15 protein-coding genes are annotated in these 12,091 nt (G+C 39.6%); 13 read left to right on the forward strand and 2 right to left on the reverse strand.

Going from position 1 to position 12,091, the window contains the following annotated elements; translation table 11 throughout:
- The first annotated feature begins 8 nt into the window (after positions 1-8).
- Positions 9-758 (forward strand): ribonuclease domain-containing protein, encoded by a 750-nt coding sequence (locus B5D40_RS01230; RefSeq protein ID WP_078775430.1) that lies wholly within the window; start codon positions 9-11, stop codon positions 756-758.
- Here B5D40_RS01230 and B5D40_RS16015 read toward each other — a convergent pair.
- Complete coding sequence (locus B5D40_RS16015) at positions 755-1,285, reverse strand: ImmA/IrrE family metallo-endopeptidase (RefSeq protein ID WP_233134300.1); 531 nt, start codon at positions 1,283-1,285, stop codon at positions 755-757. The two genes, B5D40_RS01230 and B5D40_RS16015, sit on opposite strands and share 4 nt — an antisense overlap.
- A complete protein-coding gene (locus tag B5D40_RS16020) occupies positions 1,278-1,667 on the reverse strand; it encodes a HigA family addiction module antitoxin (protein WP_233126439.1) in 390 nt (129 codons plus the stop codon). Before B5D40_RS16020 ends, B5D40_RS16015 begins: the two co-directional genes overlap by 8 nt.
- A 247-nt stretch (positions 1,668-1,914) precedes the next feature.
- Here B5D40_RS16020 and B5D40_RS01240 point away from each other — a divergent pair, with 247 nt between their 5' ends.
- The 12 genes from B5D40_RS01240 to B5D40_RS01295 all read left to right on the forward strand — a co-directional run bounded on the left by B5D40_RS01240 (position 1,915) and on the right by B5D40_RS01295 (position 12,088).
- On the forward strand, positions 1,915-3,183 hold the full coding sequence (locus B5D40_RS01240; RefSeq protein WP_078775431.1) for an ABC transporter ATP-binding protein: 1,269 nt from the start codon (positions 1,915-1,917) through the stop codon (positions 3,181-3,183).
- A complete protein-coding gene (locus B5D40_RS01245) occupies positions 3,183-3,923 on the forward strand; it encodes a hypothetical protein (protein WP_078775432.1) in 741 nt (246 codons plus the stop codon). Before B5D40_RS01240 ends, B5D40_RS01245 begins: the two co-directional genes overlap by 1 nt.
- A gap of 14 nt (positions 3,924-3,937) precedes the next feature.
- Complete coding sequence (locus B5D40_RS01250; RefSeq protein ID WP_078775433.1) at positions 3,938-4,555, forward strand: hypothetical protein; 618 nt, start codon at positions 3,938-3,940, stop codon at positions 4,553-4,555.
- A gap of 2 nt (positions 4,556-4,557) precedes the next feature.
- Positions 4,558-4,878, forward strand: coding sequence for a Fic family protein (locus B5D40_RS01255; RefSeq protein WP_078775434.1), 321 nt, complete (start codon positions 4,558-4,560; stop codon positions 4,876-4,878).
- 56 nt (positions 4,879-4,934) lie between these two features.
- Positions 4,935-5,711, forward strand: a complete 777-nt coding sequence (locus tag B5D40_RS01260) for a class I SAM-dependent methyltransferase (protein WP_078775435.1) — start codon at positions 4,935-4,937, stop codon at positions 5,709-5,711.
- 1 nt (position 5,712) lies between these two features.
- Positions 5,713-6,741: a glycosyltransferase family 2 protein gene (locus B5D40_RS01265; RefSeq protein WP_078775436.1), complete on the forward strand. Its 1,029-nt coding sequence runs from the start codon at positions 5,713-5,715 to the stop codon at positions 6,739-6,741.
- Positions 6,742-6,762: 21 nt separating this feature from the next.
- Entirely contained in the window at positions 6,763-7,755 is a 993-nt protein-coding gene (locus tag B5D40_RS01270) for a glycosyltransferase family 2 protein (protein ID WP_078775437.1), read from the forward strand.
- Positions 7,756-7,847: 92 nt separating this feature from the next.
- Entirely contained in the window at positions 7,848-8,069 is a 222-nt protein-coding gene (locus B5D40_RS01275; RefSeq protein ID WP_078775438.1) for a helix-turn-helix transcriptional regulator, read from the forward strand.
- Entirely contained in the window at positions 8,066-9,304 is a 1,239-nt protein-coding gene (locus B5D40_RS01280) for a type II toxin-antitoxin system HipA family toxin (protein WP_078775439.1), read from the forward strand. The genes B5D40_RS01275 and B5D40_RS01280 overlap by 4 nt, the downstream gene beginning before the upstream one ends.
- Before the next feature lies 1 nt (position 9,305).
- Complete coding sequence (locus tag B5D40_RS01285; RefSeq protein ID WP_078775440.1) at positions 9,306-10,268, forward strand: glycosyltransferase family 2 protein; 963 nt, start codon at positions 9,306-9,308, stop codon at positions 10,266-10,268.
- A gap of 6 nt (positions 10,269-10,274) precedes the next feature.
- Positions 10,275-11,192, forward strand: coding sequence for a glycosyltransferase family 2 protein (locus B5D40_RS01290; RefSeq protein ID WP_078775441.1), 918 nt, complete (start codon positions 10,275-10,277; stop codon positions 11,190-11,192).
- Between the two features lie 2 nt (positions 11,193-11,194).
- The gene (locus tag B5D40_RS01295) at positions 11,195-12,088 is read left to right on the forward strand and encodes a glycosyltransferase family A protein (protein WP_078775442.1); all 894 of its coding nucleotides are present in this window, start codon (positions 11,195-11,197) and stop codon (positions 12,086-12,088) included.
- Positions 12,089-12,091: the final 3 nt, after the last annotated feature.

Below are 12,091 nucleotides of genomic sequence, written 5' to 3' on the forward strand. Positions count from 1 at the left end.
AAGCCATAATGACCACAAAAGCCTCAATAATCCAATGGAATTCCGAAAAAGCCTATGGCTTTGTTTCGGCAGATGGTATCAGATACTTTCTTCACGTTTCTGCATTAGGGCCCATTTCTCGTTCACCTCATACAGGCGATTCCGTTATTATTTATTCAGTAAAGAAAACAGAAAAAGGCTTTCGCGTAGAGAAAGGCCTTCTTGAAGGCGTCCCTTTGATTCCACAAAAAAAGAATTTACAATCACAGAAGTCAGTCAATATCCACAGCTATCGCCCCAAAAAGTCGTTTCGAAATTTCATGTTCACCCTGTGCATGATTCTCGCCGTAATCTTCGGGATCAAGAACATCATCGACAACATAGGCGTTTCATTTAGCAGCGGGTTTTCCAAATATACGGCAAACACATCCAAAGCACAGCAATACACCTCTAAAGATGAAGTCGCCAAATTCATCTGCGATCATGGATACTTGCCCCCCAACTACGTAAGCAAAGAAGAAGGCAAACAACTTTACGAATCCAAAACTGGTAAAAGCTTTAGGAAATGGAATTTCAATCCATTGACAACTCTCGGCGTTATGATTGGAGGAGACTCTTTTAGCAATCGCGAAGGATTACTCCCCCAAGATTATTACCAAGAAGCTGATGTCGATTATTTTGGAGAAAATCGAGGGACAAAAAGACTTGTTTATAGCAGCAACTGCAACATCTACTACACAAGCGATCATTACAAATCATTCACCCGACTTTCTTTTTAAAAACCCGCATCTGTCATGCACTTTTGGGCGAAGCAATTTGCTTCGTCTTCTTTTTCTGGGTAGTTGTGCGTGACGCCAATGTTCTGCAAACAAATGCCTTTTTTGCCGTGATACAGCACATGTGCCAATTCATGAAAGAATGTAAACCACATCGCGAAACGTTTTTCAAAACGATCGTGCAGTTGAACGACAGGAACATCCTTGTACCAACGATACATGCCATGAATCGGTGCGCTCTTGAAGTTTTGCACGAACAACACACGAATGCCAATTTTACGGCATAGTTCCTGCAAATCCATCATGCAATCATCCACAACATCCGCTTCGGGAGTCGTATAAGTGATTTTTTTCGCGCGTTTCGGAAGCTCCTTATTCGCCGCCGCAAAAGCGATGATTTCTGGCAAAGCAGCCTTGAGTCTTTTGCGCACAGGAATCTGTTCCTGTCTTTCCATAGGATCACGGTCCGCAAGAATTTCTCCACGGCGAATCCAAGCCGAAGCGGCATAAGGATCCTCAACTTCAGCCAAAGAAATACGGAACGCAACTTTTAAGCATACATCTTTTATTGCCACCTACCCAGCAGCGATCCGTCATCTCGCTCGGGAAAGACTTCTCCCAAAGGCGCTGATCATTCAGCGAAGCCTCCAACTTTTGGCGAGAAAGAAATTCATCGTAAGAAATTTGGCGACGCAACCAGTAATTCGCCGAAATTTCAGTAATCATTTCGAGCGCAATCGCGACTTCTGGCGTAATTCGACAATTGCCTTGCAAAATGTCGTTCACAGCCTTAGGCGTATAGCCCATGCGCGCCGCAAGATCATTTGCGTCCAACCCCATTTCTTTCAGCTTTTCCGCCAAGTCGCTTCCTGGAGGGGAAACCTGCCAAAGAACCTTTTTCCCGTCACCCATAAAAACCTACCCGTGGTAATTCACCACTTCTAAGATATTCGCAACCTTTTCATTTGCCCAGCGCACATCTCCGAATCTTTATCTGAAAATAAAATCTGCACGGCATTCCTAGAATTTTAATACACCTATAATTTAATGCAAAATTTTAACCAAAGCGAGAGGCAACTCATTTTTCAAAGCCTTTAACATGAGGATTTTTGTGTTAATTTGCGAAATACGCCCATTTTTCTAGTTATATTACCAATACATGACCGCCATAGAATTTGAAAACATTAGCAAGCAATATCGTTTGGGGCTCGTGAGCACAGGAACGCTGAGCCACGACCTGAACCGTTTTTGGCAAACCAAGATTTTGCACAAGGAAGACCCTTACCTGAAAGTGGGCGAAGTAAACGACCGCACAAGCAAGGGTAAAAGCGATTATGTTTGGGCACTCAAGGATATCAACTTCAAGGTCGAAGAAGGCGATGTTGTTGGCATCATCGGCAGAAACGGCGCAGGGAAAAGTACACTCCTTAAACTTTTAAGCCGAGTGACCGCACCGACCACCGGCACGATCCGCGCCCGAGGCCGCATCGCGAGCCTCCTCGAAGTGGGCACCGGATTCCACCCCGAAATGACCGGCCGCGAGAACATCTACATGAACGGCGCCATCATGGGCATGACCCGCGCCGAAATCACCCGCAAGCTCGACGAAATCGTGGACTTCAGCGGCTGCGAACGTTACCTGGACACTCCCGTGAAGCGTTATAGCAGCGGCATGACCGTTCGCCTCGGATTTGCAATTGCCGCCCACCTGGAACCCGAAATTTTAGTCGTGGACGAAGTGCTTGCCGTCGGCGACGCCGAATTCCAAAAGAAAGCCATCGGCAAAATGCAGGACGTGAGCAAGGGCGAAGGTAGGACGGTACTGTTCGTGAGCCACAATATGGGCGCGGTGAAAAATTTGTGTAAGAGAGGCGTGTTGCTTGAAAACGGGATGATTCGCAATACCGGGAAAGTTAACGAAATTGTAGATGAATACCTTACGCAAAACCAAAATATCGGTCAAACAGATTTCAACCAAAGCAGTCAACGATATGGCAATGGACTTTTAAAAATCAAAAAATTGCAATATACAGATTCTTCGGGGAACGTCACAAGCACATTCCGAGTCGGCCAAGAAGTCTTCGTCAAAATCGCATTTGACATCAACAAGTCCCTCGACGGCGTCAACGAATCTTATATAGATATCGGAATTAACAACGAAAACAGCCACAGAGTCGCCTGGCTTAGCTCCAAGATTTTTAAAAAGACTCTAAACTACGACAAAAAAGAACTCGTCATTCGAATACCGCAAATGATGCTTAATCAGGGTAGTTATGACATCAATCTGCATTGCGCTACAAATTTTGGCGTATCCGACTGGTTGCGAAATGTCGGGCATTTTGAAATCGTTTTTGATGATTTCTTCAAGACTGGCGTACACATTCCCGATTCACAGGGAAGTTCTGTCCTTAATTTTGAGGTTGTATAATGGGATTATGGCATAAATTTAAAGATTATCTTTTGGATAAAAGCGGACAAAAGGCTCTTTTGGAAGCGCAAGACAGACAAAGCCGTATGGCACAAGAATCCCTTGCGGCGATAACCTTTTCAAATGCTATACAAAATTCAGAATGGCTAAAATATAAAAGTTTCTTTCCGGGAAGGTGGGCAGTCGAATACACCTTCTTGCTTACATTGTTTCGCATTTTTGAGCACCACAAATTTTCAAATCTCCTAGAATTCGGACTTGGTCAAACATCCCGAATGGTTCACCAATATGCAAATTTTTATAAGGTTCCTGCCATAACCGTAGAACACGACAACGACTGGGTTGCGTTTACACAAAAAGACATTCACAACGCATACCCCATAAACGTAAAAATTCTTCCTTTGGAAATGCTTGACTTCAAAGGGTTTACCACAAGATCCTACCAAGGAATCAAAACTGCTTTCGAAAATCAGAAATTTGATTTTATCCTTGTTGACGCGCCTTTTGGTTCGGAACACTATTCCCGTTCGCAAATCATTCAACTTGCAGAAAGCAATCTTGCCGAAACATTCTGCATCATCATTGATGACTGCAACCGCATTGGTGAACAAGAAACCGTTGCAGAAGTGGAAAAAGTACTAAAAAACAATGGCGTAAAATACGCAATTAATAAATATTATGGATTATCGGATTATGTTGTGATTTGCTCGGAAGATTTGAAATTCTTGGCTAGCTTATAATTCTCGAGAAAAATATGACTGATAAATTTACAGACACAGGCATCCCACAAGGACGAAAGCACCTGGCAAGACAGGAAGCTTTTTTGGTCGCTGCAATGGTGAACCTGAACATGGTTGATTCCGTTGGAAGCGGCATCAAGCGCCTGTTTGACATTCAAAAAGAACGGTATTTTCCGCTTCCGGATTTTGACCTGACAAGGCGTTCGGTGACATTGACCATTCTCGGCAAGATTCTCGATATGAACTACGCTAGGAAATTGGCCAGCGATACAGATTTGAGTTTGCAAGAAGTTATACGTCTGGACAAGGCTCAAAAGAAAAAGAAAACCGCTAAAGCGGGGGAAAAGCCTAGACAGGTCCAGACTTTCGACCAGACTTTTGACCAGACTTTTGACCAGATGATTAAGCCCCTTTTCAAGCAGCAAGCATCTTACCAAAAGACCAAGCGTGTTTGTGCATCCCTTTTTAAGGCTATTACGGCAGATTCGACAATCACAAGGCAAAAAATGCAAGAAGCAACAGGCACAAAGACCTCAAGCCTAAAAACCTATCTCAAATACCTAGCCACAGCGGGGCTCATCAAGCGCATTGGCCCTGATAACGGCGGACATTGGGAGGCCGTAGAGAGATAAATATGCCCAGAAAAAGATTTTTTCATAAGCAATGCCAACAACATGGCCTAAAAAAGCCCCCATTTGAGCAGGATGGCGACTTTAAAGTTACGATCTGGCGACAAGCAACCGAACAAGTACAGAATCAATTGAATATTCTTGCCGCCCCAATGTTAATAAAAGACATTTTGAAAGCCTTAAATCTAAACCGTCCGACAATGCTTGGTTCGTACATAAAGCCCGCTATAGCACTTAATCTTGTAGAAATGACAGGCCCAGCATCGCCCCAAAAATCCAAGCAAAAATACAGGCAAACAAAGAAAGGCGAAACTTTCATGAAGTAAAACCGTTCCTTCCGACAAAGGTGATCATTGGGAAATAATAAAGGAAATAGAATAATATGTTTTCAAAATTAAGAAATATTTGGAATCAGCGGCAGGCCTATATACACCTATTATCTCTTTGGGGAATTAAATACAAGTGTCCTATTTGCGGTTTCCATTCTAAAGACTTAAACCCTATTGGCATTGATAACGCTGCTATCCGAAAATATCAAATCATTGGAGCTGGCAAACGTAATGTAGGGTGTCCTAAATGCGGTTCTACTGATCGCGAACGTCTTTTATACACATATTTAAATAACGAACTAAAAATATTTAATCAGCCACATACAAAAATTTTGCACATCGCCCCAGAAATAATAATTATGCGTAAATTCCTTAATCATGGATTTACAAATTATCATTGCGGAGATTTCTTTGCAGAAGGTCAACATGCAGATTATTCTTCTGAGCTAGTGAAACATATGGATGTTCAAAACTTGCCTTTTGATGACAACTCTTTTAACCTCGTCATATGCAACCATGTATTAGAGCATGTTCACGATGATGAAAAGGCAATGAAAGAAATTTATCGTGTATTGTGCAGAGGGGGGGCAGCAATACTCCAGGTTCCAATCTCCCCTATTTTAGAAAAAACAATTTCAGATCCTTCCATAACAGACCCAAGAATTCTCGAAGAAAAATTTGGGCAAAAGGACCATGTACGCCTATTCGGAAGAGATTATCCGTCAAAATTAGAATCATGCGGTTTTGTAGTAAACACGCTGAAACTGCAACAAAAACACCCAAAATTCGGGTTTAATCCAGAAGAAGTTTTGTTCATCGGAAGAAAATAGAATGAGCGAATCCAAGGCAATTGCAGTTTCCGTCATCACTCCCGTTTACAAAACGCCCTTGAATTATTTCAAGGAGTGTTTGGACTCTCTTCATAATCAAACAATGCCCAATGCAGAATTTATCGTTGTATTTGACGGAGAAGATAATCTACTGTGCGATTTTTGCGAAGATTACAAAAAAAAGGACGAGCGATTTAAAATATACATTCAGCCACACTTTGGTGTTTCTGCAACTAGAAATTTTGGCATTAGCCAGGCAATTGGTGAATACATCACATTTGTCGATGCAGATGACTCAATTGAAAAAGATTGCTGCTTAGAAACATACAATTTTGCAAAAGAAAATAATTCTGAGGTAGTATTATTCGATTACACCCCAGTAAGCAACCAATATAAACAAATGTTTTTTTCTTCCGATTCAATCCAAGAACTACCCAATAGCACAATTGAAAAAATACAACAGGAATCAATTTACCTCACTAGCGAAAAATATGTGGCAGCGGTATCTACATGGTGTAAACTCATAAAGAAAAATCTTGTTGATTTAAACCATATACATTTCCCAACGAACCTAAAGAGGTGTGTAGACAGACCGGTCTCTTTTTCAATATTTTATTTCGCAAAAAAAGTTTCCTATCTTAACAAGACCTTTTACAACTATAACAAAGTTGAGACCTCTATAACATGGACGCAAAACGACAGTAACGCAAACATTATACTAGCTTATCTAACAGAAATCAAGAAAATATCAAATAAATTTTCTACAACCATCGGAAGATGCGCAATGGAAACATTTCTTGATTCTTGGTCAACAAATTACTTTATTAAGGGCTCTGCCTTTTCCATACTTGAAAGCGTAAACACAATTAAAAAGATAGCCAAATCAGCGAATTTTCAGCAATTGATAGAAAGATTTGACTCTTCCCAATGGACTTTCCCTGTCAAGCTAGAAGCCTTTCTTATCAAACATAGAATCACATTCCATATTTGGCTACATGCGTTCAAATGGAAATACTTAACTAATCGCTAACTTTTCTTTCAACTTCTTTCTATGCCTTTCGTTTCCGTCATAGTTCCTAATTACAACCACGCTCCTTATCTTAAGCAGCGTCTTGACTCTGTATTCAATCAAACATTCCAAGATTTTGAAGTAATCATCCTTGATGATTGTAGTACGGACAACAGCAAAGAAATTATCGAGGAATATCGCAATCGTCCGCAGACAAGCCATATAATATACAACGCCATTAATAGCGGTTCACCATTTAAGCAATGGGCAAAAGGATTTGAACTAGCCCAAGGCGAATACATCTGGATTGCGGAAAGCGATGATTGGGCTGAGTTGAACTTTTTAGAAGAAATGATTAGAATATTGGATAAACACGAATCGTTAACATTAGCTTTCTGTGAATCATTTTGGGAATTCTCCGAAAAAACAGTCTTTGGTCAAACATCATTAAGAGATTCATTCTTTAACGGGCTTGAGTTTATCCAAAAAAGACAAATTTACGGCAATTGCATTGTTAATGCAAGTTCCGTTTTATTTCGAAAAAAATTTCTGTCAAATATTCCAACCGATTACCAAGACTTCCAAGGTTCAGGAGATTACATCTTGTGGAGCTATTTATGCGAACTTGGAAATATCTTCTATACAACAAAACGGTTGAATCATTTTAGACGGCACGAGTCCGCGACAACAAGCAAATGCATTGCTACAGGGCGATCTTTTTTTGAAAATCATCGCATTTACAATTACTTTAAAAGTAAAGGCTATGTTTCGAATTTCGCCCATTATCGTATTGTTAACTATGAATTAAAACAGATTGAATTAAATAAAGATGTTCTAATAAAAAATAACGTTTACTCGCAATGCAAGTCTTTATGGGAAAACGAAAAAAGAATTGGAAACTTAATATCTTCACTTTTAATTTTTTTCGCAAAACAAATTAATGAATATAGCAACCTTCCTTTTCACGCCAAAATTTGGAAATTTTTTCATTTGCCAGATACGAACATCCGCGGAAAGCTGTTCAGAAGACGCTAGTTGTTTCTTGCATTATCCCGTTCGGGAATAATTTTGCCATTTTCCCCAACCTACCTGTTATTTTTCCCGTTCGGGAATATTATATTTAGGGCATGGAAATCCTCAAAACGGAAGATATATCGTCTTTGATAAAAAAAAGGCGCAAAAGCCTTAATTTGACCCAAGCCGAGTGCGCAGCATTCTGCGGCGTCGGGAATCGTTTTTTTTCCGAACTGGAAAACGGCAAACAGTCCCTTCACCTTGGTAAGGTTCTACAGGTTTTGCAAACGCTCGGTCTAAAGATTTTCATCACCGAAAATGAGGCCGTCAAATGAAACTTTCGGTTTATTTTGGCGAATCCCTAGCAGGACATCTGTCCTCCACGGCCGAGAACGGAATCGTCTTTTCTTACGAAGCCTCTTACCTTGAAGCGGAGCTCCCCCCCATATCACTTTCGCTCCCTTTAAACGCAGGCGAGTTTTCTCAAAAGCAGTGTTTGCCCTTTTTTGAAGGATTGCTCCCCGAAGGTGATGTAAAAAGAAAAATTTCCGACTTTCTCCATGTGTCCGAAACAAGTACGCTCAAGCTACTCAAAGAACTTGGTGGCGAATGCGCAGGAATGATTTCGATCCTGCCAGAAGATGAGCCAAATAAAGCAAAAGACGTCTACGATTTTTCACCCGACAACTACGAACCCGTTCCAATTCAAAAAATATCCGAGTACATAAAGAACATCAACTCCCGACCGCTACTCAAAGTCAAAGAAGAACTCCGCCTTTCGCTTGCCGGCGCACAGGAAAAGCTCCCCCTTTTATACAAAGACGGCGAATATTATCTGCCACGCAACGGCGCCCCATCTACACACATCATCAAGCCCACCGGTCACGCAGAGTTATCAACTCTTTCCGCCAACGAGTATATATGCATCAAGCTGGCCGAGCATTCCGGATTGCCGGTCCCAAATACAGAACTTAAACACGTCGACGGTTCGGACTTTCTCTTGATCGAACGGTACGACCGAATTTTCAAAGACGGCAAATTGTCCCGAATTCATCAAGAAGATGTATGCCAGGCACTTGGCATATTAAGCGATTATAAATACCAGAACGACGGCGGACCAAGCATCGCTGACATATACAACTTACTTAAAGAGAAAACAAGCATCCCTCTTTTGGAGATGCGAGCCTTCTTGCAATACGTTCTTTTCAATTTCATCATCGGGAATTGCGATGCGCACGGGAAAAATTATTCCATAATGTACAAGAATAATTCTATAAAACTTACCCCGGTATACGACACAGTCTGCACATTAGCTTATCCCAATTTGGCCAACAAGCTTTCTATGAAAATTGGAAAGCACTCGGAAATCAGAAAGGTCAACAAGGAAGATTTTGCGATTCTTGCAGAACAACTCGGGCTAAAAACAAAAATAATCATCGATGCTTATTTAGAGGTTTTCGGAAAAATCATAAACGCTTTTGAAATTGTCAAAGCAGATTCCTCACTGAATATCCATAGAGATATAATTGAATGCATTGAGCAGAATATTTTGAAAAGGAAATTAATCTAAAATGCCTGAGCCGCTTGTTTCCATAATTGTTCCGATATATAAGGTCGAACCCTATCTTCGGCGGTGTTTAGACAGTATCGTCAATCAAACATATACTAATCTTGAAATTATTTTGGTAGACGACGGGTCCCCAGACAACTGTCCGCAGATTTGCGATAAATATGCGGAGAAAGACAAACGAATTGTTGTCGTCCATAAAAAAAACGGCGGACTCTCTAATGCGAGAAATGTCGGTTTAGATATTTGCCAAGGAGAATATATATCGTTTGTGGATAGCGATGACTGGGTGAGCGAAACATATATCAAGGCGCTTATTAGGTTGATAGCTGAAAACGATTCAGACATTGCAATTTGTGAACATTTAAAAACTGCTGAGGAAAAAACAAAAAAAGAGTTCTTTGTAGACAAAAAAAATTATTCATCTAAAGAAGCTCTGTTACGGCTTTTTGCAAAGAATAACATAACGTATGTGGTGAGTTGGGGGAAACTTTACAAAAATTCTCTTTTTGCGTCATTTCGTTTTCCTATAGGAAAATATCACGAAGATGAATTTACCACTTACATTCTATTTTACAACTCAAAAAAAATCAGCTATACTTCAGAAATCCTCTATTACTACTACCAACGTAGTGACAGCATTGTTTCAACAAGGCATCCTTGGGATGTATTAGAATGCCTCGAACAACGATATATCTTTTTCAAAGAACGAAGCGAAACAACGTTTCTTCCACTTATACTACCCTCTCTTTGTTGGCAACTTCTATGTGCATATTGGGATTTATACATACGCAAAGATCTATCCAGCCACTCATATTTAAACAAACTACGTTTTTACATAAAAGATTTTCAACACATCAAAAAACCATTACTTCACTTTATTCCATTAAGCATTTTTTCCCACATTCCAAGCCTTTATTTTTTATACCGAAAAATATCTCCCCTACATATAAGAAAAGAGTTTTGATTTCCAATGTCTAAAATAACCGTCATCGTTCCAATTCATCATGTAAGCGGCTCATTCTTAGATCAATGTTTAAGTTCTTTATGTTTGCAAACTTTCAAAGATTTTGAAGCAATTCTTGTATTAAACGATGCAACAAGCAAAGAGCAAACTATTTCCCAAAATTTTTGCGATAAAGACCCTAGATTCAAGTTATTTAAAATAGATATCGCCGATGTTTCTACGGCAAGAAATGTTGGGCTAGAATACGCCCAAGGGAAATATATAATTTTTCTTGATTGCGATGATTGGTTTTCAGAAGATGCACTACAAAAGCTTTACAATTTGATGGAAACTAGCCTAGCAGAAATAGGAATTGCAAATACTCAAAAAATTTGGGATAACGAAAAAAAACAGATTCTATTCAAATTTTATGATCATGAAGAAGATGTTCTCCTAAAACGAATTCCAAATGTCGCCGTATGGGGATTCATCTTTAAGAAAGATATTATAAAAAACAAGCACATTCGTTTTCAAGAAGGCCTAAAGCTCTCTGAAGATCGAGTATTTCTATTCGAATATTACTTATACTGCAAAAGAATTGCATTTACAAATGATGTTGTATATTTTTATCGGCAACATAATGCGAGCGTCTGTAATGTCTTGCATACACACGAGCATGCCATTCAACAAATAAAGGCAGCGACGGCTCTTCACGAGATATTAGCAAAATCGCCAGAATATTCAAAAAAAGATATAGAACATTCTGATAGAATTTTAACGCGAATGGGTATGGTCGCCTATATTAATTCAGGAACAACGAAAGACGGTATTAAACAATTAAGAGACTTCTTCCTTACAAACATTAGTGAATCTAACATTATTTTTTATTATTGTTGGTATAGAGCGAAAATATCCGCTTTTATAGGAAGACTTTTACATCTGTAGTTATGTCATTTATCACTATCTTCACACCCACTTACAATCGGCGACACTTGATAGACAACCTCTATCAATCCCTTTTACAACAATCTGAAAAAAACTTTGAATGGTTGGTTGTTGATGATGGCAGTTCCGATGATACAGAGCAATATTTTTCGGGATTACTTTCCAAACCACAACCATTTCCTATTCAATACATAAAACAAGAAAACGGTGGTAAACATCGGGCGATAAATCGAGGTGTAAAAAAAGCGAACGGAGAACTTTTTTTTATCGTTGATTCTGACGATTATTTAATCGACAAAGCCATTGAAAAAATCAATCAATGGATTGTAATGCTAGATAATTCTCACAAATGGGCCGGTGTTTCTGGACTAAAAGGGTATTCTGAACAAAAAAATGTCGGACAACACCCCTCAACCAGTTTCGTAGATGCAAAAAACACTGAACGTCGCAAATTTCATCTAGAAGGCGACAAAGCCGAAATCTATTTTACAGATGTGTTAAGAAAATATCCATTTCCAGAAATCTCGGGTGAAAAATTTATTTCAGAAGAAATAGTTTGGAATGCAATTGCGCGAGAAGGGTACTATTTGCGTTGGTTTAACGAAATCATTTATATCTGTTCTTATCTAGATGGAGGATTAACAAAAGACAGCTCCAAAGACGAGCGAAACCCGCAAGGCAGACTATTATGGGCTAGAGGACAATTGGAATCTTTTCCAGACGATTGGCGAAAAAGATTTAGCGCAATCGCCATCTATTACAATGCAGTCCATAAAAACAAACCAATTAGCGTAATTGCAAAAGATTTAGGCGTATCATTTTTCTATGTCATCGTAGCAAAGAGCATCTGTAACATATTTTTTCTTTTTTATCATTTAATTCAAAAAAAAAAATAACTT

The organism is Fibrobacter intestinalis (genome assembly GCF_900167415.1).
GTDB lineage: Bacteria > Fibrobacterota > Fibrobacteria > Fibrobacterales > Fibrobacteraceae > Hallerella > Hallerella intestinalis.